This is a genomic window from Streptomyces mexicanus, assembly GCF_902506575.1.
Classification (GTDB): domain Bacteria; phylum Actinomycetota; class Actinomycetes; order Streptomycetales; family Streptomycetaceae; genus Streptomyces; species Streptomyces mexicanus.
In genome coordinates, this window is the sequence record NZ_LR732544.1 from 1,237,049 (window position 1) to 1,260,789 (window position 23,741).

General features: G+C 72.9%; 17 protein-coding genes and 1 pseudogene. 7 read left to right on the forward strand and 11 right to left on the reverse strand.

Annotated features, from left to right (window positions below):
• The first annotated feature begins 309 nt into the window (after window positions 1-309).
• The 5 genes from GV126_RS05645 (at window position 310) to GV126_RS05665 (ending at window position 4,900) form a co-directional block, all read left to right on the forward strand.
• Entirely contained in the window at window positions 310-1,662 is a 1,353-nt protein-coding gene (locus GV126_RS05645) for a ferredoxin reductase family protein (protein ID WP_159663216.1), read from the forward strand.
• A 7-nt stretch (window positions 1,663-1,669) separates the two neighbouring features.
• On the forward strand, window positions 1,670-2,170 hold the full coding sequence (locus GV126_RS05650; RefSeq protein ID WP_159663218.1) for an FMN-binding protein: 501 nt from the start codon (window positions 1,670-1,672) through the stop codon (window positions 2,168-2,170).
• Between the two features lie 72 nt (window positions 2,171-2,242).
• Window positions 2,243-3,625, forward strand: a complete 1,383-nt coding sequence (locus GV126_RS05655) for a ferredoxin reductase family protein (protein WP_159663220.1) — start codon at window positions 2,243-2,245, stop codon at window positions 3,623-3,625.
• Window positions 3,626-3,645: 20 nt separating this feature from the next.
• Window positions 3,646-4,107 (forward strand): FMN-binding protein, encoded by a 462-nt coding sequence (locus tag GV126_RS05660; protein ID WP_159663222.1) that lies wholly within the window; start codon window positions 3,646-3,648, stop codon window positions 4,105-4,107.
• 55 nt (window positions 4,108-4,162) lie between these two features.
• Window positions 4,163-4,900 carry an FAD:protein FMN transferase gene (locus GV126_RS05665; protein WP_159673352.1) on the forward strand — a complete coding sequence of 246 codons (738 nt, stop codon included), beginning with the start codon at window positions 4,163-4,165 and terminating at the stop codon, window positions 4,898-4,900.
• A 137-nt stretch (window positions 4,901-5,037) separates the two neighbouring features.
• On the opposite strand, the gene GV126_RS05670 is transcribed toward GV126_RS05665, so the two are convergent.
• From GV126_RS05670 to GV126_RS05710, 9 genes and pseudogenes are all read right to left on the reverse strand, one after another.
• Complete coding sequence (locus GV126_RS05670; protein WP_159663224.1) at window positions 5,038-5,580, reverse strand: arginine repressor; 543 nt, start codon at window positions 5,578-5,580, stop codon at window positions 5,038-5,040.
• Between the two features lie 19 nt (window positions 5,581-5,599).
• A complete protein-coding gene (locus tag GV126_RS05675) occupies window positions 5,600-6,796 on the reverse strand; it encodes an acetylornithine transaminase (RefSeq protein WP_159663226.1) in 1,197 nt (398 codons plus the stop codon).
• Window positions 6,793-7,700 (reverse strand): annotated as a pseudogene (gene argB, locus GV126_RS05680) (acetylglutamate kinase). The gene GV126_RS05675 and the pseudogene argB overlap by 4 nt, the downstream one beginning before the upstream one ends.
• Window positions 7,697-8,848, reverse strand: a complete 1,152-nt coding sequence (gene argJ, locus GV126_RS05685; protein ID WP_159663228.1) for a bifunctional glutamate N-acetyltransferase/amino-acid acetyltransferase ArgJ — start codon at window positions 8,846-8,848, stop codon at window positions 7,697-7,699. The pseudogene argB and the gene argJ overlap by 4 nt, the downstream one beginning before the upstream one ends.
• Window positions 8,845-9,873, reverse strand: coding sequence for an N-acetyl-gamma-glutamyl-phosphate reductase (gene argC / locus GV126_RS05690; RefSeq protein WP_159663230.1), 1,029 nt, complete (start codon window positions 9,871-9,873; stop codon window positions 8,845-8,847). The genes argJ and argC overlap by 4 nt, the downstream gene beginning before the upstream one ends.
• Window positions 9,874-10,000: 127 nt before the next feature.
• Window positions 10,001-10,411 carry a GtrA family protein gene (locus GV126_RS05695; RefSeq protein ID WP_159663232.1) on the reverse strand — a complete coding sequence of 137 codons (411 nt, stop codon included), beginning with the start codon at window positions 10,409-10,411 and terminating at the stop codon, window positions 10,001-10,003.
• On the reverse strand, window positions 10,411-11,361 hold the full coding sequence (locus tag GV126_RS05700; protein ID WP_159663234.1) for a glycosyltransferase family 2 protein: 951 nt from the start codon (window positions 11,359-11,361) through the stop codon (window positions 10,411-10,413). Before GV126_RS05700 ends, GV126_RS05695 begins: the two co-directional genes overlap by 1 nt.
• Before the next feature lie 28 nt (window positions 11,362-11,389).
• Entirely contained in the window at window positions 11,390-14,035 is a 2,646-nt protein-coding gene (locus GV126_RS05705; RefSeq protein ID WP_159663236.1) for a YfhO family protein, read from the reverse strand.
• Between the two features lie 291 nt (window positions 14,036-14,326).
• Window positions 14,327-16,822, reverse strand: a complete 2,496-nt coding sequence (locus GV126_RS05710; RefSeq protein ID WP_159663238.1) for an alpha-L-arabinofuranosidase family protein — start codon at window positions 16,820-16,822, stop codon at window positions 14,327-14,329.
• Window positions 16,823-16,966: 144 nt separating this feature from the next.
• Here GV126_RS05710 and GV126_RS05715 point away from each other — a divergent pair, with 144 nt between their 5' ends.
• Complete coding sequence (locus GV126_RS05715; protein WP_159663240.1) at window positions 16,967-17,437, forward strand: DUF6314 family protein; 471 nt, start codon at window positions 16,967-16,969, stop codon at window positions 17,435-17,437.
• 222 nt (window positions 17,438-17,659) lie between these two features.
• Here the strand turns inward: GV126_RS05715 and GV126_RS05720 are convergent, their stop codons facing one another.
• Window positions 17,660-19,879: an NADP-dependent isocitrate dehydrogenase gene (locus GV126_RS05720; RefSeq protein ID WP_159663242.1), complete on the reverse strand. Its 2,220-nt coding sequence runs from the start codon at window positions 19,877-19,879 to the stop codon at window positions 17,660-17,662.
• 287 nt (window positions 19,880-20,166) lie between these two features.
• Entirely contained in the window at window positions 20,167-21,246 is a 1,080-nt protein-coding gene (locus GV126_RS05725) for a mechanosensitive ion channel family protein (RefSeq protein ID WP_159663244.1), read from the reverse strand.
• A 329-nt stretch (window positions 21,247-21,575) separates the two neighbouring features.
• Here GV126_RS05725 and GV126_RS05730 point away from each other — a divergent pair, with 329 nt between their 5' ends.
• The gene (locus GV126_RS05730; RefSeq protein ID WP_159663246.1) at window positions 21,576-23,489 is read left to right on the forward strand and encodes an ABC transporter ATP-binding protein; all 1,914 of its coding nucleotides are present in this window, start codon (window positions 21,576-21,578) and stop codon (window positions 23,487-23,489) included.
• The last annotated feature ends 252 nt before the right edge of the window (window positions 23,490-23,741 follow it).

Sequence of the window (23,741 nt, forward strand, 5' to 3'; positions counted from 1 at the left end):
GGATGCGTTCATGGCCCTTCCAGCATCCATGGTCCGCGGCCGCGCGGGCGGGGCCGGCGGCTCTGAGTTTGCTGTGAACCCGTGCGGTCGTTCCCCGGGAGCCCGTGCGGTCGGAATTTGCTGTGACCCGTGCGGTCGTTCCCCGGGAGCCGGTGAGGTCGGGGTTTCCTGTGGACCCGTGCGGTCGGTTCCCCGTGAGGGCGCGCTCCGGGTTCGCTGTGGGATCGGCGTGCCGGCCCCGGTTTCAGAACAACCTCAGAAGTCGCTCCCGCAGGCTTGCGTCCGGCACCAGGCGAAAGGACGCTCCCCATGACCACGGTCCACGAGCGAACGGCGACGCCGCTCGCGCCCCCGGCCCCGAGGCGGTCCCCCGCGCCGGCCGTGCTCACCGCGCTGTGGGCCGGAGCCGGCGCGGTGGTCGGCCTGTGGTGGTACGACACCGCCGCCGTCACCGGCGCGGCGGGCTGGCTGAACGGCGCCGGACGTATCGCGGGCCTGCTGTGCGGCTACGCCTGCGCCGTCCTGGTCGCCCTGATGGCCCGGGTGCCGCTGCTGGAGCGGCGCATCGGATCGGACCGGGTGGCCCGCTGGCACGCGATGGCCGGGCGGTACACGATCTGCCTGCTGGTCGCGCACGTCGTGCTGATCGTTCTCGGGTACGCGGCCCAGGACCACGCCCCGCTCGGGCACGAGACGCTGTCGATCGTCCTCGACTACCCGGAGATGCTGAAGGCCACCCTCGGCGCGGTCATCCTCTTCGCCGTGGGCATCACCTCGGCGCGCGCGGTGCGCCGCCGCACCGGCTACGAGTTCTGGTACTACGTCCACCTGCTGACGTACGCCGCGGTCTTCCTGGCCTTCTGGCACCAGCTGGCGCTGGGCGACCAGTTCAACGGTCACGCCGTGGCCACCGGCCTGTGGTACGCGCTCTACACGGGGGCCGCACTGCTCGTCCTGTGGTTCCGCGTCCTCGCTCCGGTCCGGCTGAACCTGCGGCACCGGCTGCGGGTCGAGGCGGTCACGCCCGAGGCGCCCGGGGTGTACTCGGTCGTCGTGCGTGGCCACCGGCTCGACGAACTGGGCGCCGAGTCCGGGCAGTTCTTCCGGTGGCGCTTTCTCGGCCAGGGCCTGGGCCGGACCTCCACGCCGTACTCGCTGTCCGCGCCGCCCCGGCCGGACCTGCTGCGGATCACGGTGAAGGCGCTCGGTGACCACAGCGCGGCCGTCGCGCTGCTGCGGCCCGGCACCCGGGTGTGGGCGGAGGGCCCCTACGGCGCCCTGACCGCCGCCCGGCGCACCTCGCACAAGGCGCTGCTGATCGCCGCCGGCGTCGGCATCACGCCGCTGCGGGCCCTGTTCGAGACGCTGCCGGGCGAGGTGACCCTGCTGTACCGGGCGCGCACGGCGCAGGACCTGGCGCTGGGCGGCGAGTTGGAGGCGATCGCGCGGTGGCGCGGGGCGCGGGTGCTGTACGCGCTCAACGGCCCGGACGGGGAGCGCCCCGTCTTCACCGTGGAGTCCCTGCGGGCCTCCGTCTCCGACCTGTCCGGGCACGACGTGTACCTGTGCGGTCCGCACGCCTTCGCCCAGGACCTCTACCGGGTCCTGCGCGCCGCCGGAGTGCCGGACCGGCGCATCCACCACGAGTCCTTCGAACTGTGAGGCCCCGTTGCACGCGTTGAACAAGAACCGTCCCCTGCGCCGCGTCGTCCTGGCGAGCGCCGCCACCGTCTCCGGGCTGGTGATGCTGCTGGCGCTCAAGCCGCACACCCCGCCGCGGATCGTCGCGGCGCCCGCCCCGGCCCCGTCCGGCAGCGCGAGCGCCCCCGCCGCCTCGGGCACTTCACCGGCGGCCGGTTCCGGCGGCTCGCCGTCCGCCGGGAAGAGCACCGGCACCACGACCGTGACGGGCGAGAGCGCGCAGACCCGCTGGGGCCCCGTCCAGGTGCGGATCACCGTGCGAAGCGGCCGGATCACCGATGTCACCGCGGTCGTCTACCCCACGGAGAACCCCCGGGACCAGGAGATCAACTCCTCCGCCCTGCCGCAGCTCAGGAGCGAGGCGCTGGCCGCGCAGAGCGCCGACATCGACACCGTCTCGGGCGCCACGTACACCAGTGACGGCTACAAGCGGTCGTTGCAGTCCGCGCTGGACTCCGCGGGCCTGTGAGCGCCCGGCTGAACACCCGGCCGGCGCGCCCCGTATGGGTGGGCCCAGGGTCGTACCGCCCACGGAGGAACCGTGACCACCACGCTCACCGGAGGCCGCGCCGCCCGGCGCCAGACCACGCGCCGCATCCGGCCGCGCCGCTCGCCCGCCGTCCCGCTGCTGCTCGCCGTCGCGGCGGGCGCGGCGGGCGTGCTGTGGCTGTGGTGGACGAACACCCCCTCCCTCACCGGCCCCGGCGCGCGGATCCTGAACGCGGGCCGGATCACCGGCCTGCTGGCCGGCTATCTGCTGGCGCTGGTGGTGCTGCAGATGGCACGGGTGCCCGCGCTGGAGCGGCGGGTGGGCTCCGACCGGGTCGCCCGCCGGCACGCGGCGAGCGGCCGCTACACGCTCTGCCTGGTCCTCGCCCACGTGTTCCTGACCATGTGGGGGTACGCGCTGCAGGCGGGCGGGTCGCTCGGCGACCTCGTGCACCGGACGACGGACACGGTGAACCAGCTGCCCGACCTGGGCAAGGCCGCCGTCGGCACCGGCCTGCTGCTGCTCGTCGGGCTGGTCTCGATCGGCCCGGTGCGCCGCCGGATGCCGTACGACACCTGGTACCACGTGCACCTGTGCACCTACGCGGCGGTGTTCCTGACGTTCTGGCACCAGATCGCCACCGGCAACGACTTCGCCGCCGCACCGGCCGCCAGGTGCTTGTGGTACGGGCTGTACGGCGCGGTGACCGCCCTGGTGCTCTGGTACCGGATCCTCACCCCGATCCGGCTGAACCTGAAGCACCGGCTGCGGGTGGTCGCGGTGGTGGAGGAGGCCCCGGGGATCGTGTCGGTGCTGATCGGCGGCCGGAGGCTGCACCGGATGGGCGCACAGGCCGGGCAGTTCTTCCGCTGGCGGTTCCTGGCGCCCGGGCTGCGGTGCAGCTCGCACCCGTACTCCCTGTCGGCCGCCCCGCGCCCGGAGCTGCTGCGCATCACCGTCAAGGCGATCGGCGACCACAGCGCCCGGCTGCGCGAGCTGGCCCCCGGCACCCGGGTGTGGGCGGAGGGCCCCTACGGCGCGCTGACCGCCGCCCGGCGCAGCCGCGGCAAGGTGCTGCTGGTCGCGGGCGGCGTCGGCATCACCCCGCTGCGGGCGCTGTTCGAGACGCTGCCCGGCGCGCCCGGCGACATCACGCTGCTCTACCGTGCCCACAGCGCCCGGGACCTGGCGCTGTGGGACGAGCTGACGGCGATCGCCGACGAGCGCGGCGCACGGCTGATGTACGCGGTCGACAGCCCCGACGGGGAGCGCCCGGACATCTCGGCCGCGTCCCTGCGGCACAGGATCCCCGACATCGACCGCCACGACGTCTTCCTGTGCGGGCCGCCGGGCTTCGCGCGGTCGGTGTACGAGGCGCTGCGCGAGGCCGGGGTCCCCGCGCGCCGTGTCCACCACGAGTCGTTCGAGATCTGAACCTGTCCGGGAGACGTCAGATGAGGAAGAGCCACCCTGTGCGGCGTGCCGTGCTCGTGGGCGCCGCCACCGTGTCCGGGATCGTGCTGCTGCTGTCGCTGAAACCGGCGGCCGACCCGGCCTCCGCGCCGGCCGCGGCCGCGCCGCCCCGGCCGAGCGGGTCGGCCGCGGCGTCACCGCGCGGCGCGGGCGCCGCCGGCGGGACGGGCCCGCGGACGGTGACCGGCGCGGTGGCGCCGACGCCGTACGGCGACGTGCAGGTGCGGCTGACGGTGCACGGCGGCAGGATCGTCCGGGCGGAGGCCGTGCGGGCACCCCGCGGCGGGCTGAGCGACCGCAAGACCGCCCTCGCCGTGCCCCGGCTGAACCAGGAGGCGGTGAGCGCGCAGAGCGCCCGCATCGACGCCGTCTCCGGGGCGACGTACACCAGTGCCGGCTACCGCCGGTCGCTGCAGTCGGCTCTGGACCGGGCCGGTGGCTGAGGCGGGGGCCGGGCCGGCGAAGGCTCCGGCCGTGGTGCGGCACGCGGAGGAGGTCATGGGGACCGTCTTCTCCTTCGACGTCCGCGGCGGGGACGCCGACGCGGTGGCGGCCGCGCTCGGGGCGGCGGTCGCCGGCCTGCACCGGGCGGACGAGTTGTTCAGCACCTACCGGCAGGACAGCGAGATCGCGCGGCTGGCCCGCGGTGAGCTGACTCTCGCGGACTGCTCGCCCGAGGTCGCCGAGGTGCTGGACCTGGGCGCGCGGGCCGAGCGGGACAGCGACGGCTGGTTCAGCCCGCGCTACGGCGGCGCCCTGGATCCGACCGGGATCGTCAAGGGCTGGGCGGCCGGGCGGGCGGCCCGGCTGATCGCGGCGGCCGGGGCGCGCGGGGTCAGCGTGAACGGAGGCGGGGACGTGCAGCTGCTGGGCGCGCCCGAGCCGCACCGGCCGGGGCGGGGGGGGGTGTCCGATCCGCTGCGGCCCGGCCGGCTGGCCGCGGTGGTCTCGGCGGCCGGCACCGAGGAGCTGGCGGTGGCCACCTCGGGCACGGCCGAGCGGGGTGCGCACATCGACGATCCGCGCACCGGCCGTGCCGCGGTGAGCGACCTGGTCGCGGTCACCGTGGTCACGCCCCGGCTGACCTGGGCGGACTGCTGGGCGACGGCGGCGTTCGCGCGGGGGTCGCGGGACGGACTGGCCTGGCTGGAGTCCCTGCCGGACGTGGAGGGGCTGCTGGTCACGGCGGGCGACGAGGGGCTGTGCACGAGCGGGCTGGCCGCCCGGCTGGGCTGACGGCGCGGCGGCGGGCGGACCCGCCCGGGGACGCCCGCCTCCGCGCCGTGCCCGGTGCCGGCCGGGTGCGCGCCCGGCGGCGCGGCGGCCCGGCGCCCCACGGGCTCAGTGGGCCAACGGCTCAATGGCGCGATGGCTCAGTGGCCGTTCTGCGCCAGGCGCAGCAGGTGGTCCGCCAGGGCCTGCCCCCCGGTCGGGTCCCGGCTGATCAGCAGCAGGGTGTCGTCACCGGCGATGGTGCCCAGGATGTCGTGCAGTTCGGCCTGGTCGATGGCCGAGGCGAGGAACTGCGCGGCCCCCGGAGGGGTCCGCAGCACCACGAGGTTCGCGGACGCCTCCGCGGAGATCAGCAGCTCCTGCGACAGCCGCCGCATCCGCTCCTCCTTGGCGGACTCCCCCAGCGGCGCGCGGGGCGTGCGGAAGCCGCCCTCGCTGGGCACCGCGTAGATGAGGTCGCCGTCGGTGTTGCGGATCTTGACCGCGTTCAGCTCGTCCAGGTCCCGGGAGAGCGTCGCCTGGGTGACGCTCAGCCCGTCGTCGGCGAGGAGCTTGGCCAGCTGGCTCTGCGAGCGCACCGGTTGCCGGTTGAGGATGTCCACGATCCGGCGGTGGCGTGCGGTGCGGGTCTGCGGCACGGCCGGCCCGGCGGTGGCGTTCCCGTTGTCCTGCGCCTGGCTCATCGTCGTCTCATTCTCCGGATCATCCGTCCCCGTCGGCCACGTCCAGGATGCCGGGCAGGGCCCCGAGGAAGGCGTCCACCGCGTCGTCGCCGAGGTTCAGCGGGGGCATCAGCCGCACGACGTCGGGGGCGGGCGCGTTCACCAGGAAGCCGGCCTCCTGGGCCGCCTGCTGCACCGTCGGCGCGTGCGGCCCGGTGAGCACGATACCCAGGAGCAGGCCCGCGCCCCGGACGTGGGAGACCAGCGGGTGGCCCAGCGCCTCCACGCCGTGGCGGAGCCGCTCGCCCTGCCGCTTGACGTGGTCCAGCAGCCCCTCGGCCTCGATGGTGTCGAGGACGGCGAGTCCGGCGGCGCAGGCCACCGGGTTGCCGCCGAAGGTGGTGCCGTGCTGGCCCGGCTGGAACAGGTCGGCGGCGCGGCCGAAGGCGACGGTGGCGCCGAGCGGCAGGCCGCCGCCGAGCTGCTTGGCGAGCGTGACGACGTCGGGCAGGACGCCCTCGTGCGCCTGGTAGGCGAACCAGGCCCCGGTCCGGCCGATGCCGGTCTGCACCTCGTCGAGGACGAGCAGCGCGCCGGTGGCCGCGGTGATCGCGCGGGCGGCCTTGAGGTAGCCGGCGGGCGGGACGACGACGCCGTTCTCCCCCTGGATGGGCTCGATGACGACGAGGGCGGTCTCGTCGGTCACCGCGGCCGCGAGCGCCTGCGCGTCGCCGTACGGCACGTGCGTGACGTCACCGGGCAGCGGACGGAACGGATCCTGCTTGGCGGGCTGGCCGGTGAGGGCCAGGGCCCCCATGGTGCGGCCGTGGAAGCCGCCGTGCGTGGCGACGATGTGGGTGCGGCCCGTGAGCCGGCCGATCTTGAAGGCGGCCTCGTTGGCCTCGGCGCCGGAGTTGCAGAAGAAGACCCGGCCCTCGCGGCCGAAGAGCTGCAGCAGCCGCTCGGCGAGCGCGACGGTGGGCTCGGCCATGAAGAAGTTGGAGATGTGGCCGAGGGAGCCGATCTGCCGGCTGACGGCCTCGACGATCGCCGGGTGGGCGTGGCCGAGGGCGTTGGTGGCGATGCCGCCGACGAAGTCGAGGTAGGCCCGGCCGTCGGCGTCCCACACCGTGGAGCCCTCGCCGCGCACCAGGGGCAGCCGGGGGGTGCCGTAGTTGTTCATGAGCGCGCCCTGCCACCGCGCGGTCAGTTCCTCGTTGCCCGGGCCGCCGTTCATGACTCCCCCTCGGTGTCGTCGTCGGGCACGACCATGGTGCCGATGCCCTCGTCGGTGAAGATCTCCAGCAGGATCGAGTGCTGGACCCGGCCGTCGATGACGCGGGCGGTGTTACGCCGCCCCGGACGGCGTGCAGGCACCCCTCCATCTTGGGGACCATGCCGGAGGACAGCTCCGGCAGCAGCTTCTCCAGCTGGCTCGCGGTGAGGCGGCTGATCACCTCGTCGGAGTTCGGCCAGTCCTCGTAGAGGCCCTCGACGTCGGTGAGGACCATGAGGGTCTCGGCGCCCAGTGCCGCAGCGAGTGCCGCAGCCGCCGTATCAGCATTGACGTTGTAGACATGTCCGTCGTCCTGGGAACGGGCGATCGAGGAGACGACCGGGATGCGGCCGTCGGCGAGCAGTGCCTCGATCGCTCCGGTGTCGATCTCGGTGATCTCGCCGACCCGTCCGATGTCGACCGGTGCACCGTCGATCTCGGGGGTGTGCTTGGTGGCGGTCATGGTGTGCGCGTCCTCGCCGGTGAGGCCGACGGCGAACGGGCCGTGCTGGTTGAGCAGCCCGACCAGTTCCCGCTGCACCTGCCCGGCCAGCACCATCCGTACGACGTCCATGGCGTCCTCGGTGGTGACGCGCAGGCCCGCCCTGAACTCGCTGACGATGCCGTGCTTGTCCAGGGCGGCGCTGATCTGCGGGCCGCCGCCGTGCACGACGACGGGCTTGAGGCCGGCGTGCCGCAGGAAGACCACGTCCTGGGCGAAGGCGGCCTTGAGGTCCTCGTCGACCATGGCGTTGCCGCCGAACTTGATGACGATGATCTTGCCGTGGTGGCGGGTCAGCCAGGGCAGCGCCTCGATGAGGATCTTCGCCTTGGGCAGGGCCGTGTGTTTGCGGGTCGTGGTCATGAGGAGTAGGCGCTGTTCTCGTGGACGTAGTCGGCGGTGAGGTCGTTGGTCCAGATGGTGGCGGTCTCGGAGCCGGCGGCGAGGTCGGCGACGATGTGCACCTCGCGGTAGCGCATGTCGACCTTCTCCCGGTCCTCGCCGACCGAACCGTTCTTGCACACCCACACGCCGTTGATGGCCACGTTCAGCCGGTCGGGTTCGAAGACGGCGTTCGTGGTGCCGATCGCGGACAGCACCCGGCCCCAGTTGGGGTCCTCGCCGTGGATGGCGCACTTGAGGAGGTTGTTGCGGGCGATGGAGCGGCCCACCTCTACGGCGTCCGCCTCGCTCGCGGCGCCGACGACCTCCACCTTGATGTCCTTGCTGGCGCCCTCGGCGTCCCGGATCAGCTGCTGTCCGAGGTCGTCGCAGACGGCCCGCACGGCCTCGGCGAACTCGTCGTGGCCGGGGGTGATGCCGGAGGCGCCGGAGGCGAGCAGCAGCACGGTGTCGTTGGTGGACATGCAGCCGTCGGAGTCGACCCGGTCGAAGGTGACCTTGGTGGCGGCGCGCAGCGCCTTGTCCAGGGTGCCGCTGTCGAGGTCGGCGTCCGTGGTGAGGACGACGAGCATGGTGGCCAGGCCCGGGGCGAGCATGCCGGCGCCCTTCGCCATGCCGCCGACGGTCCAGCCGTCCCTGGTGACCACGGACGTCTTGTGGACGGTGTCGGTGGTCTTGATGGCGATGGCGGCCTTCTCGCCGCCGTGCTCGCTCAGGGCGGCGGCCGCGGTCTCCACGCCCTTGAGGACCTTGTCCATCGGCAGCAGCACGCCGATCAGGCCGGTGGAGCAGACGGCCACGTCGATGGCGCCGACGCCGAGCACCTCGGCGACCTTCTCGGCGGTGGCGTGGGTGTCCTGGAAGCCCTTCGGGCCGGTGCAGGCGTTGGCGCCGCCGGAGTTGAGGACGACCGCCGAGAGCGTGCCGTCCTTGAGGACCTGCTCGGACCACTGCACCGGGGCGGCCTTGACGCGGTTGGAGGTGAAGACGCCCGCGGCGGCGCGGCGCGGCCCGGTGTTGACCACGAGGGCCAGGTCCGCGGTGCCGTTGTCCTTGATCCCGGCGGCGATGCCCGCCGCCTGGAATCCCTTGGCTGCCGTGACGCTCACGGTGCGACTCCGATCGTGGAAAGCCCGGTGCTCTCGTCGAGCCCCAGGGCGATGTTCATGCTCTGCACGGCACCGCCCGCGGTGCCCTTGGTCAGGTTGTCGATGGCGCTGATCGCGATGACGCGGTGCGCGGCCGGGTCGTGGGCCACCTGGATCTGCACGGCGTTGGAGCCGTACACGGCGCCGGTGGCGGGCCACTGCCCCTCGGGCAGGAGGTGGACGAACGGCTCGTCGGCGTACGCCTTCTCGTAGGCGGCGCGCACGGCCTCGGCGGTGACGCCCTCGCGGGCCCTGGCGCTGCAGGTGGCGAGGATGCCGCGGGGCATCGGCGCGAGGGTGGGTGTGAAGGAGACGGTGACCGGCTCGCCCGCCGCCGCGCTGAGGTTCTGGATCATCTCGGGCGTGTGCCGGTGGCCGCCGCCGACGCCGTACGGCGACATCGAGCCCATGACCTCGCTGCCCAGCAGGTGGGGCTTGGGCGCCTTGCCGGCGCCGGAGGTGCCGGAGGCGGCGACGATCACGGCCTCGTTCTCGACGAGTCCGGCGGTGTAGGCCGGGACGAGGGCGAGGGAGGCGGCGGTGGGGTAGCAACCGGGCACCGCGATGCGCTTGGACCCCTCCAGCGCGGCGCGGGCGCCCGGAAGTTCGGGCAGGCCGTAGGGCCAGGTGCCGGCGTGCGGGGAGCCGTAGAAGCGCTCCCAGTCGGCCGGGTCCTGCAGCCGGAAGTCGGCGCCGAGGTCGATGACGAGGACATCGTCGCCGAGCTGCTCGGCGACGGCCGCGGACCGGCCGTGCGGCAGGGCGAGGAAGACGACGTCGTGCCCGGCGAGCGCCTCGGGGGTGGTCTCGGCGAGCACCCGGTCGGCCAGCGGCAGCAGGTGCGGCTGGAGCGTGCCGAGCCGCACGCCCGCGCTGGAGTTGCCGGTCAGGGCACCGATCTCGACCTCGGGGTGCGCGAGCAGCAGACGCAGCGTCTCTCCGCCCGCGTATCCGCTCGCTCCGGCGACCGCCACACGTACAGCCATGAAGCCTCCTCCTCGATGGCATGACTATACGTTTCGATGCACGTTTATGCAATGTCGTGCGCAGGACCCCCTCGCTGCCGCTCCTGCGGCCGCGCGCCCCTCGCTCAGGCGGCTTCCGCGCGGCCGTTCACACGGCCCCCTCGGCGGGGTCGGCCTTGGGCAGCATGATCCAGCGGGAGAGGACGAAGGTCACCGGGATCGCCGCGGCGGAGGCGATCAGCGGCGCGAAGCGGCTGCCGGCGTGCAGCACGTCGACGATCACGTACACACCCGCCGTGGTGATGACGAAATTCGCGGCGTTCGTCAGCGGGAACAGCAGGAATTTCCGCCAGGTCGGCCGCGTCCGGTAGGTGAAACGCGCGTTGAGGAAGAAGGACCCGGTCATGCTGAGGAAAAACGCGAGCACATGCGCGAGGAGATAGGGCAGGCGCAGCAGGAACACCAGATAAAGGCCGTAGTACGTGCCGGTGTTGATGACACCGACCACGGCGAAGGTGACGATCTGCCGCGGCATCGGGCGGGTCATCGCGGTACGCATCAGGGAATGAGGTCCTTCGTCCGTTCCACGTTGGTGGCCTTCACCAGGAAGTGCGGGCGGCCCTTGACCTCGTAGTAGATCCGGCCGGTGTACTCCCCGATGACGCCGAGCATCACCATCTGCACCCCCGCGAGCGCGGTGACGGCGGTGATGATGGTGACATAGCCGGGGGTCTGCACGCCGTTGAGGAGCGCGGCGACGACGATCCACGCGGTGTACAGGCCGGCGCACAGCAGCAGGCCCATGCCCAGGTGCAGGGCGGCGCGCAGCGGCCGGTTGTTGAACGACAGCAGCCCGTCTATGCCGTAGTTGAGCAGCGACTTCAGCGTCCAGGAGCTGCGGCCGTGCTCGCGGACGGCGTTCTCGTACTCGAAGGTGGTGCTGGGGAAGCCGACCCAGGCGAACAGGCCCTTGGAGAACCGGTTGTACTCGGTCAGCGCGAGCACCGCGTCCACCACGCGCCGCGACAGCAGCCGGAAGTCGCCCACCCCGTCCACCAGTTCGACGTCGACGAGCCGGTTGATCAGCCGGTAGTACAGACGGGCGGTGAGGGTGCGGGTGATGCGGTCGCCGCGCCTGCTGCGCCGGGCGAGGACCTGGTCGTAGCCCTCTCCGCGCAGCTCGACCATGCGCGGGATCAGCTCCGGCGGGTGCTGCAGGTCGGCGTCCATGACGACCACCGAGTCGCCGGAGGCGTGCCGCAGCCCGGCCAGCAGTGCGGCCTCCTTGCCGAAGTTGCGGCTGAAGGAGACGTAGCGCACGCGTGCGTCGCGGTCGGCGAGCTGCTGCAGCAGGGCGAGGGTACGGTCGCGGCTGCCGTCGTCGACGTAGACGAACTCCATGTCGTGGCCGAGCGGCAGCAGGGTGTCGGCGATCTTCTGGACCTCGGCGTGGAAGCGTTCGATGACGTCTTCCTCGTTGTAGCAGGGCGCGACGATCGAGATGAGCATGGCGGTGGTTTCTCCCCGGGGGGCGCGGTCAGAGAGCGCTGGGTGTGCGCTCGCGCGGGTGGGTGGTCGAGGGGTGCGGCGCGGGCCGGCGCGCGCCGCGCCGTCCGCGCACGGCGCCGACGGCGCCGAGCAGGGCGAGGAGCAGCAGCGAGGCGCCGCCGGCCGCCGCGCCCAGCCGCAGGCCGGGCGGGTGGAAGGTGCAGGTGACGCTGGTCGCGGAGCCGTCCAGGGGGACGGCGATCAGGCCGTAGTACTGCCCGGCGGGTGCGGCCGGGCCGTCGCCCGCGGCGCACCGCCAGCCGGCGATGCGGGGCGCGGCCAGGACCGCGGTGCCCTTGCTGCCGGCCGGCAGCACGGCATGGACGGTGCCGTCGGTGACGCTCACCTTCGTGGCGCCGGTGGCCTTCAGCCGCTGGACGGCGGCGTGCAGCCGGGTGGTGTCCAGGCAGCCGACCGCGCCGTCGGGGACGGTGCCGGCCCGGCTGGGGGTCAGGTCGATCCGCACGGCCCCGGAGGCCGGGACGGTGCCGAGCGGCTGCATCGCGGCGCGTTTGGCCGCATCGGCGGTGAACCGGCCGGTCGGGCCGGGGGCCGGGGTGCCGGTGAGGCGGGCGGTGCCGGAGTAGTGCGGCGCCCACAGGTAGACCTGGCTGCCGGGCGCGCACCGCGCGGTGAGCGACGGCCTCGGCGCGGTGGCCTTGCGGGCGGGGGCGTCGATGCGCAGGGCCGTGCCGTCGTCGCCCGGCTGCGGCGGCCGGCCGGTCGCCGGGCTCACGGTGAGGCGGGGCACGGTGTACACGCGGGTGCCCAGCAGCATCTCCTGGTTGCGGTAGGGCGAGGGGCCGAAGGCGGAGACGGTGGTGTGCGCGTCCGCCCGCGTCGGCCGCACGGTGACCAGGGGCGGCACGTCCTGCCGGGAGACCGTGGGCGGGCTGTGGTCCTGCGGGTTCCACCGCTGGTGGGGGTCCGGCGGGGAGTGCACCCGGGCGCCGACGGAGAAGATCGCGTCGGTGACGGCGTTGTCCAGGCTCTGCAGGTTGCGTCCGCGGGAGGTCCAGCCGTCGCCGAGGGCGGTGAGCGTGCGGCTGAGCACGTCGGCGGTGAGGCTGCTGTAGTACTGGGCGCCCTGGCCGCCGACCATGAGCGGGTCGTTGCCCACGGTCTGCTCCCGGCCCGGGTCGGTGCGGTACACCGGCCAGCCGTCCACCCGGGCGATCGCGTCCGCCTGCCGCTGCTGCCGGGTGCCCCAGGGGGCGTAGTCGTCCAGGTGGTCCAGGCGCAGCCGGGTGGCGACGGCCGAGGTGGCGGTGGCCTCGCCGAGCTGGGCGGTGACGAGCAGCACCGCGGCCAGCAAGGCGAGCACGGTGCGGCGCCGTCCGGGTGGCGCCTGCGGCCGTCCCGCGCGGGCGAGCAGGGCGAGCCCGGCCAGGGCGCCGGCGGCGGCCAGCAGCAGCACCGGCCAGGCGACGGAGCGCACCAGGGCGCTGCGGCTCGCCACGGCGGCGATCAGCACGAGCAGCCCGGCCGCCGGGCCCAGGGCGCGCACCCCGGGCGGGCCGTAGGACAGGCAGTGCCAGGCGGCGATCACCAGCAGGGCGCACAGCACGAACGCCTGGCGGTACGGGCTGCCGTTGGGCGTGGCGAAGGCGTGCCAGGCCAGGTGGGTCGGCGTCCACTGCATCGACAGGGTCACGGCGACGATCAGCACGCTCCAGCCCGCGCGCACCCGCCGCGGGACCGCCCCGTGGAAGGGCAGGGCGAGGGCGAGCAGCAGGGCCGTGGTGCCGACGTAGAGGGCGGGCGAGCCGAAGCCGTACGTGGCGGGCAGCAGGCGGGCCAGCAGGTCGTCGGCGCCCACCGGCGCGAAGTGCGTGACGCGGCCCGGGTAGGCGTGCTTGGTGCCGACGTAGATGACGGTGACCAGCGGTGCGGCCAGGCCCACGCCGAGGGCGACGGTGACCGCGGCCCGGACGGCCGCGGCGAGCGCCCGGCGGCGCGGCAGCCCGGTGAGCCACAGCCGCAGCAGCAGCACCAGGCCGGCGCCGAGGGTGGCCATGTAGGCGGTGTAGAAGTTGGCGATCCAGGCGAGCGCCACGACGAGCACGCCGAGCAGCCGGTGCCGTCCGGCCAGTGTCCACTCGCCGACCAGGCACAGCAGGGGCAGGGCGATCAGCCCGTCGAGCCACATCGGGTTGTACGAGGCGTCCGCCAGCGACCAGCCGCACAGGGCGTAGGCGGCGCCCAGTGCTCCCGCCGCCCACCAGCGGCCGGGCCGCAGCCGCAGCAGCAGCCACGCCATGGCGGCGCCGGCGCAGGCGGTCTTCAGCACCGTGACCGCGTACACCGCGAGGTCGATCTCGTCCCGCGGGAAGAGGGCCACGAGCAGCGCGAAGGGACTGCTGAGGTAGGTGCCGAGGTCGGGCAGGAAGCTGGAGCCGTACCCGGACTGCCAGTTGACGAGCAGGCCGCCGTCGGCCCTGCCGTGCAGCAGGTCCCACAGGTGGGCGTGGAACGGCACGTACTGGTTGCCCAGGTCGTTGACGGCGCGGGTGCGCGGGCCGAAGGGATAGCTGCGGGCGACGGCGTCGGCCGCGCAGAACGCGGTGGTGGTGATCACCGCGGCGAGCAGGGCGGCGGCCGGCCGCGGTCTGCTCCGCAGGATTGAGCGATCCATTCTCGGCGGGCCCCCAGCGCATGTCCGTTCGGCGGCGTCTTCTTCGGGGGCTTGGCCCCCTCGCGCCGGCGATCGCCAACCTAGGCGGGGGCATTTCCGGATGGTGGTGTCGTCGGTGAACGACGGACGAATCGCACATGACAAATTCCGCGTGCCCTGCGGATACGGGCGTGCTCCGCCTCCCTGCCGGGAAACGGAGCACGTCCGGGAAGTACCCGGGGGAGAACCGGGAAATGAACGGGAATCCACCCGGGCAATACCGCGGTCGATGCCGCAGGCAATGACCCGGCGTCAGGAACGCCTCGGCGCGATCCGCAGGAAGGTGATCGAGTGCGCCGGGAAGGTGTGGGTGAACCGGTCGGCGATCCCGGTGACGGTGGAGGTCACCGGGGCGACCGGGGTGGCCGTCTCGGTGTTCTCCGCGTCGGGCGCGGCGGCCAGGACGGTCGCCTTCGCCGTGCCGGCGACCCGGGCGCCGCCGAGGTCGACGGCCGTCCGGGCGGCCGTGGCCTGGGCGTTGACGACCTTGAGGATCAGCTCGCCGGTCGCGGCGTCCCGGGTGACGACCTGGCGGAACGGCTCGGCCGGCTTGTCGTCGGTGAAGCGGCCCCACTCGGTGCCGTCGAGGAAGAGGGTGACCTGGCGGCCGCGGACCTTGATGTCGATGTCGTAGGCGCGGCCGGTCTCGATCGAGCCGGGCTTGGCGATCAGCGTGGACTTGCCGCCGTCCACCGCCTGCTCGACGGCGCTCTGGGTGTTGTTCCAGCCGCCGAGATTCCACCAGTAGTAGTTCCCGGTGTCCTTGACGCCGAAGGCGACGAGGAAGCCTTCCTTGCCGGCCTTCTTGGTGGCTTTCACGTGCAGGTCGTAGTCGTGCCAGGCCGGGTCGCCGGCCGAGACCATGGTGTTCTCGGCCGCCGTGTCCGTCTGGACGTAGGCGCCGTCCTGGACGCTCCAGCTGCCGGTGCCGGTGTGGGTCCACCGCGCGGCGCCGGAGGAGAAGTCGTCGCTGAGCAGCGTGGTGCCGTCGGCGGCGGTGACCTGCACGTCGTCGTAGGCGGCGCTGGTGGCCCAGGTGGACAGGCCGACGGCGCCGGTGATCGGCCCGCTCACGGACGGGGTCGTGGTGGCGGTGCTGGGCACCACCCGGTCGCCGACGTTGGTCATGAACAGTTTCTGGACCTCGTAGTTCGCCGAGCCCCAGGAGGCGTGGTTGTTGAACCAGACCATGTCCGGGCGCCACTGCACGTAGTCCTCGTTGGCGAACAGCGGGGCGTAGGAGGCGAGCTTGACGACGTCCGCGTTGCGCTCCAGGCCGGTCATGTAGGCGGCTTCGGCGAGGCCGTTGGTGAAGGTGTTGCCCTGGGAGGCGTACTCGCCGAGGAAGACCTTGGGGCCGCCGCGGTCGTAGGAGTCGTAGCGGTCGTTGTTCTGCAGGAACCACTGCGGGCTGTTGTAGTAGTGCTCGTCGACCATGTCGACGCGGGCGTCGCGGTTGAGCTGCCAGGCGGTGTCGAAGGTGGTGCCGCTGTCGTCGGGGCCGGAGTTGGAGATCACCGTCAGGTACGGGTACTTCGCCTGGAGGGCGGCGCGGAACCGCGTGAAGCGGGCGAAGAACTCCTTCGGCAGGTTCTCCTCGTTGCCGACCTCTATATGGGTGAGGTGGAAGGGCCTGGGGTGGCCCATCTCGGCGCGCAGCTTGCCCCACCGGGAGGTGACGGGGCCGTTGGCGAACTCCACGAGGTCCAGGGTGTCCTGGATGTGCCGCTGGAGCAGGGCCTCGTCGGCGACCGCCTGGTTCTGGCCGCAGCCGGTGACCAGCGCCGGGACGACGGGCAGCGGCATGGCGCCGATGTCCTCGGCGAAGCGGAAGTACTCGTAATAACCGAGGCCGTAGCTCTGGTTGTAGCCCCAGAAGTTGGCGTTGGTGGCGCGCTGCTCGACCGGGCCGACGGTGTCCTTCCACTGGTAGGAGCGCTTGCGCTGCCAGCCGGAGTCCTCGCTGTAGTCCTGCATGGAGCCGGTGTTGACCAGGCAGCCGCCGGGGAAGCGGACGAAGCCCGGGTGCAGGGCGGCGACCTTCTCGGCGAGGTCCTTGCGCAGGCCGTTCGGCTCGTGCTTGTAGGTGTCGCGGGGGAAGAGGGACACCATGTCGAGGGCGGCCGCGGCGGAGGAGGTGACGGTGAGGCGGCCGGTGGTGCTGGTGCGGGTCGCGGTGAAGGCCGCCTTGTACTGGGCCCAGCCGCTCTTGCGCACGGCGATCCGGCGGGCGGTCGCCAGCGTGCCGCCGAAGTCGTGGAGGGTGACGGTGAGCGCGGTGCCGGCGTCGGCGCGGGCCCACACCGAGAAGTCGTACTTCTTCCCCTCCTCGACGGCGATGCCGGTGTTGTAGCCGGCGTTCGTGACCGAGGAGGCGGCGCCGAGGGAGAGGTAGTGGCGGTTGCGGTCGTTGAGGCGGCCGGAGTCGTCGGTGACCTGCGCGGTGCCGTCCGCCGTCCAGGCGGTCAGCGGGGTGTAGGAGCGGTTGTCGTCGGTGGAGTACTCGAAGGAACGGTTCTGTACCAACTCGGCGTACAGGCCGCCGTCGGCGGCGCGGTTGATGTCCTCGAAGAAGACGCCGTACATCGTCTTGTCGAGGGCGGCGCCCCGGGCGGTTGGGTCGACGGTGATCGCGTAGTCGGCGACGGCGGCGGGGCCGGCGGCGTGCGCGGGGGCGGGGACCACGGCCGTGGCGAGCAGGAACGCGCTCGCTCCCAGGCCCAGTCTCCAGCGGGCGGTGCGTGACATGGATACTCCGCGGCTCGGTGCCTCCCAGGTGGAGGCAGTTCGAAATATCGGACATTGGTCAGCACTTCGAACGGCAAGATAGGGAGGGTGCGCAGGCCCGTCAATGGGGTGCGCGTGCAGGCGAGCAGACGGAAGGCGGCAGCGGTGGGCGAGTTCTGGCCGGTGCCCGACGTCCTGGCCCACCTGGCCGGGCGGTGGCGGGTGGCACGGACCGTGCGGGACCTGGACAGCGGACAGGAGGGCGAGTTCACCGGGGTGACCGTCTTCGGGCCGCTGGACGGCGGGGGGTTGCTGCACGAGGAGTCGGGCCACTTCACCTGGCACGGCGTGACGCGGCCCGCGACGCGGACGCTGCGGTTCCTGCCGGGCGGCGCGCCGGGCACGGCCGACGTGCGGTTCGCCGACGGGCGCCCCTTCCACGACCTGGACCTGACCTCGGGCCGGTACGTCGCCGACCACCCGTGCGCGGCCGACCTCTACCGCGGCGAGTTCACCGTGCGCGACGCCGACCACTGGCGCACGGTCTGGCGCGTACGCGGCCCGGCGAAGGACCTGCTGCTCGTCACGGACTACAGCCGTGAGGCCGACGTTCCCGTGGAGACCGAGGCCCCGTGAAGACCGGCCCCCGATGAAGACCGGGTCCCCGTGACAGGCGAGTCCGCCTGAGGACCGGGCCCTGGGCCCTCACCCGGTCAGAGGATCTCGTCGCAGGCCGCGCGCAGGCGGCGCACGCCCTCCGTGATCTCGGCGGGGCCGGCGACCGCGGCGAAGCTGAGCCGGGCGTGGGGTGCGCGGCCGGGCCGGGGAGGGTTCCCGGGACCTTCCCGGGGGCGGGCGTCAGCTCAGGGAGGCCAGCGCCTCGTTCCAGGTCGCCGACGGGCGCATGACCTCGGCGGCCTTGGCCGGGTCGGGCTGGTAGTAGCCGCCGATGTCGGCCGGCTTGCCCTGGACGGCGATCAGCTCCTCGACGATCTTCTGCTCGTTGGCGGCGAGCGTCTCGGCGAGCGGCGCGAACGCCTTGGCCAGGTCGGCGTCGTCGGTCTGCTTGGCCAGCTCCTGCGCCCAGTACAGGGACAGGTAGAAGTGGCTGCCGCGGTTGTCGATGCCGCCGACGCGACGGGTCGGGGACTTGTCCTCGTTGAGGAAGGTCGCCGTGGCCCGGTCCAGGGTGTCGGCGAGGACCTTGGCGCGGGTGGTGCCGGTGGCCTCGGCGTACTGCTCGAAGGAGGGCACGAGCGCGAAGAACTCGCCCAGGGAGTCCCAGCGCAGGTAGTTCTCCTTGACCAGCTGCTGCACGTGCTTGGGCGCGGAGCCGCCGGCGCCGGTCTCGAACAGGCCGCCGCCCGCCATCAACGGGACGACCGACAGCATCTTGGCGCTGGTGCCCAGCTCCAGGATCGGGAACAGGTCGGTCAGGTAGTCGCGCAGCACGTTGCCGGTGACGGAGATGGTGTTCTCGCCGCGGCGGATGCGCTCCACGGACAGCTTGGTGGCCTCGACGGGGGAGAGGATCCGGATGTCCAGGCCCTCGGTGTCGTGCTCGGGCAGGTACTGCTTGACCTTGGCGATCAGGTTGGCGTCGTGGGCGCGGTTCTCGTCCAGCCAGAAGACGGCCGGGTCGCCGGTGGCGCGGGCGCGGGTGACGGCCAGCTTCACCCAGTCCTTGATCGGGGCGTCCTTGGTCTGGCAGGCGCGGAAGATGTCGCCGGCCGAGACGGCCTGCTCGATCACGACGTTGCCGGCCTGGTCCACGAGGCGGACCGTGCCCGTGACGGGGATCTCGAAGGTCTTGTCGTGGCTGCCGTACTCCTCGGCCTTCTGCGCCATCAGACCGACGTTGGGCACCGAGCCCATGGTGGCCGGGTCGTAGGCGCCGTTCGCGCGGCAGTCCTCGATCACGGCCTGGTACACGCCGGCGTAGCTGGAGTCCGGGATGACCGCCAGGGTGTCGTGCTCCTGGCCGTCCGGGCCCCACATGTGGCCGGAGGTGCGGATCATGGCCGGCATGGAGGCGTCGATGATGACGTCGGAGGGCACGTGCAGGTTGGTGATGCCCTTGTCGGAGTCGACCATGGCCAGCTCCGGGCCCTCGGCCAGCTCGGCGTCGAAGGAGGCCTTGATCTCCTCGCCGTTCGGCAGGCTCTCCAGGCCCTTGAACAGCCCGCCCAGACCGTCGTTCGGGGTCAGGCCGGCCGCGGCGAACGTCTCGCCGTACTTCGCGAACGTCTTCGGGAAGAAGGCACGCACCACGTGACCGAAGATGATCGGGTCGGAGACCTTCATCATCGTGGCCTTCAGGTGCACGGAGAACAGCACGCCCTCCTGCTTGGCACGGGCGACCTGCGCGGCGAGGAACTCGCGCAGCGCGGCCACGCGCATCACGGAGGCGTCGACGACCTCCCCCTTCTGCACCGGCACGGACTCGCGCAGCACGGTGGTGGAGCCGTCGTCGCCCTTCAGCTCGATGCGCAGGGTGCCGTCCTCGGCGATGACGACGGACTTCTCGGTGGAGCGGAAGTCGTCCACGCCCATCGTCGCCACGTTCGTCTTGGACTCGCCGGTCCAGGCGCCCATGCGGTGCGGGTGGGTCTTGGCGTAGTTCTTCACCGAGGCCGGGGCACGGCGGTCGGAGTTGCCCTCACGCAGCACCGGGTTCACCGCGGAGCCCTTGACCTTGTCGTAGCGGGCGCGGATCTCGCGCTCCTCGTCGGTCTTGGGGTCGTCCGGGTAGTCCGGCAGCGCGTAGCCCTGGCCCTGCAGCTCGGCGATGGCGGCCTTGAGCTGCGGGATGGACGCCGAGATGTTCGGCAGCTTGATGATGTTGGCCTCGGGCCGCTTGGCCAGCTCGCCCAGCTCGGCCAGCGCGTCCGGGATCCGCTGGTCCTCGGTCAGGTACTCCGGGAACACCGCGATGATGCGCCCGGCCAGCGAGATGTCACGGGTCTCCACAGCCACACCCGCCTGCGAGGCGTACGCCTGGACCACCGGCAGGAAGGAATACGTCGCCAGGGCCGGGGCCTCGTCAGTGTGTGTGTAGATGATGGTCGAGTCAGTCACCGGGTGCTCCGCCCCACGTCTGCAACATTGCTCGACATCAAGATATCTCGTGATCGGCCCGGACTCGACAGCGGTCGGCGCCCAGGCGGCGGCGGCGGGCCGGATCCGCGCTCCGGGCGGTGGCCGCCCCGGGCGGTGGCGGACCGCCGGTCCGGGCCGGGGCCGGTGCCCGGCGCGCGTCGCCGGGGACGGCGGGACCCGCGCCGGCTCATGCGGGACACGTGGGGGCAGGCCGGCATGCCGGGCGCCCCGGGCCGTGCCGGGCGGGTCCGCGCCGGGCGGGCGCGTCACCTGGGGAGCTGGTGGTCCTCCGGGTGCCGGGGGTGCGGGACGGTCGCCGTGGGCTGCTTCAGGGAGACGGTGCGGGTCGGGGCCGGGATGGTGATGCCCTCCTGGCGGTAGCGCTTGTGCAGGCGCTTGATGAACTCGTGCTTGATGCGGTACTGATCGCTGAACTCGCCCACGCCCAGGACGACCGTGAAGCCGATCCTGGAGTCGCCGAAGGTGTGGAAGCGGATCGCCGGCTCGTGCTCGGGCACCGCGCCGGTGATCTCCCGCATCACTTCGGTGACGACCTCGGCGGTCACCCGCTCGACGTGCTCCAGATCGCTGTCGTAGCCGACCCCCACCTGCACCAGGACCGTCAACTGCTGCTCGGGCCGGGTGTAATTCGTCATGTTCGTCTTCGCCAGCTGCCCGTTGGGGATGACAACCAGGTTGTTGGACAGCTGGCGGACCGTCGTCTGGCGCCAGTTGATGTCCTCCACATAGCCCTCCTCGCCGCTGCTGAGCCGGATGTAGTCGCCGGGCTGGACGGTCCGGGAGGCGAGGATGTGGATGCCGGCGAAGAGGTTGGCGAGGGTGTCCTGCAGCGCCAGGGCGACGGCCAGGCCGCCCACGCCCAGGGCGGTGAGCAGCGGCGCCACGGAGATGCCCAGCGTCTGCAGCACCACCAGGAAGCCGATCGCGAGGACCAGGATCCGGGTGATGTTGACGAAGATCGTGGCCGAACCGGCCACCCCGGAGCGGGACTGCGTCACCGTCCGCACCAGGCCGGTGATCACCCGGGCCGCCGAGAGGGTCACCACGGCGATGAGCCACACGATCAGGACCTGGTTGATGTGGTGCTGGACCGTCCGCGTCAGCGGCAGCACCGCCGCCCCGGCCGCGATGCCTCCCGCGATGGCCGCCCACGGCACCACCGTGCGCAGCGCGTCCACGAGGACGTCGTCCCCGCTCCAGCGGGTCCGCTTGGCGTGCTGGGCCAGCCACAGCAGCAGCGTGCGCGACAGGAACGCCAGCGCCAGCCCCGCGGCCAGCGCGATGCCGGTGAGGACGAGGTCGTCCAGGGTCACGGCGCGGTTCATCGCTCACCTCCGACCGGGGCATCCGCGGCGTGGAAAGCCGCCGACGGCGGTATGTGAAGTCGTGTCACGGTGTCACCTGCTCGAATTACGGGATGCCGATCACGCCGCCGCGGTCCTGCCGGCGCGGCGGACCGGCGTCGGCGCGATCGCTCATCCTGCCGTACTCGGACGGCAGTTCGCACCGCGGGTGAGGTGGGACGGAGCCGGACCGGGGGCGGCGGGAGGCATCGATCCGGGGTGCGCCCCGGCCGTGCCGTCCCTCCCGATCACCCGCTTCCCCGGAGCGGAGTCTTGACCTCAACATTGGTCGAGGTTCTAGCGTCGCTTCCATGAGCATGGAGACCACCGCCTGGACGCAGCTGCACAGCGTCATGAACGCCCAGCAGGACCGGCGCCCCTTCGCCCGCGCGACCCTGCGCCGTATCGGCGCGTTCGCCCGCCCTCACCGCCGCCGTATCACCCGGTTCGTCGCCCTCGGGGTGGTGACCGCGCTGCTCGCCGTGGCGACCCCCGTGCTCGCCGGGCGCGTCGTCGACGCGATCGTCTCGCGGGGCGACGAGGGCACCGTGGTACGCCTCGCCCTGCTCATCGCCCTGATCGCGGTGGCCGAGGCGACCCTCGGCATCCTCGGCAGACGGCTGTCCGCGACCCTCGGCGAAGGGCTCATCCTCGACCTGCGCACCGCCGTGTTCGACCACGTGCAGCGCATGCCGGTCGCCTTCTTCACCCGCACCCGCACCGGAGCGCTGGTCTCCCGCCTCAACAACGACGTCATCGGCGCCCAGCGCGCCTTCAGCAACACCCTGTCCGGCGTGGTCAGCAACATCGTCACGCTGCTGCTCACCCTCGCCGTGATGCTCACCCTGTCCTGGCAGGTCACCCTGCTGGCCCTGGTGCTGCTGCCGGTGTTCGTGGTGCCCGCCCGGCGGATGGGCGGCCGGATGGCCCGCATGCAGCGGGAGGCGGCCACCCTCAACGCGGCCATGGGCACCCGGATGACCGAGCGGTTCTCCGCCCCCGGCGCCACCCTGGTCAAGCTGTTCGGCCGCCCCGAGGAGGAGTCGGCCCAGTTCGCGGCGCGCGCGGCACGGGTCCGCGACATCGGGGTGCGCACGGCCACGGCCCAGCAGGCCTTCATCACCGCGCTGACCCTCGTCTCCTCCCTGGCGCTCGCCCTGGTCTACGGCCTCGGCGGCTTCTTCGCCCTGCGCGGCAGCCTGGAGCCGGGCGCCGTCGTCTCGCTCGCGCTGCTGCTCACCCGTCTGTACGCGCCGCTCACCGCGCTCGCCGGGGCGCGGGTGGAGGTGATGAGCGCCCTGGTCAGCTTCGAGCGGGTCTTCGAGATCCTCGACCTGAAGCCGCTGATCGAGGAGAAGCCGGACGCCCTCGAGGTGCCGGACGGCCCGGTCGCGGTGGAGTTCGACGACGTCCGCTTCGGTTACCCCTCCGCGGACAAGGTCTCCCTCGCCTCCCTGGAAGAGGTCGCCACCCTGGACACCCGCGGGGGCGCCGAGGTCCTGCACGGCATCTCGTTCCGCGCCGAACCCGGTCAGACCGTGGCCCTGGTCGGCTCCTCGGGCGCGGGCAAGTCCACCATCGCGCAGCTGCTGCCGCGCCTGTACGACGTGGACGCGGGCGCCGTACGCGTCGGCGGGATCGACGTACGCGACCTGAGCGCCGCCTCGCTGCGCGCCACGCTCGGCATGGTCACCCAGGACGGGCACCTCTTCCACGACACGGTGCGCGCCAACCTGCTGCTGGCCCGCCCCTCGGCGAGCGACGAGGAGCTGTGGGACGCCCTGCGCCGGGCCCGCCTGGAGGACCTCGTGCGGTCCCTGCCGGACGGTCTGGACACCGTCGTCGGGGAGCGCGGCTACCGCCTGTCCGGAGGTGAGCGCCAGCGGATGACCATCGCCCGGCTGCTGCTGGCCCGTCAGCGCGTCGTCATCCTCGACGAGGCCACCGCCCACCTGGACAACACCTCCGAGGCGGCCGTCCAGGAGGCCCTCACCGAGGCCCTGGAGGGACGCACCGCGGTGGTGATCGCCCACCGGCTGTCCACGGTCCGCGCCGCCGACCTCATCCTGGTCGTCGAGGCGGGACGGATCGTCGAGCGCGGCACGCACGACGACCTCCTCGCGGCCGGCGGCCGGTACGCCCAGCTGTACCGCACGCAGTTCGCCCAGCAGCCCCGGCACCAGCAGCCGCAGGCGGGACAGGTCACGGCGGAGGCGGTCGCGTAGCCGGGCCGGCGGCGGCCCCTCGCCGGCCGGGCGGCCTCGGGCGGCCAGGCGCTCGCGCGCGGCGCAGTCCACCCCTCGCCCGGCGCTCCCCTGGCCGCGCGGGGGTCGGCGCACCGGCCTCAGCGCGGCCCGGTCGGCAGCAGCGCCCGCCGGTGGGTGGCGTTGATGACGGCGGCCGCGGAGGCGTACCAGGCCACCAGGCCGGTCGCGATGCCGAACCAGCCGCCGATCTGGGTCGTCACCGGTGTCCCC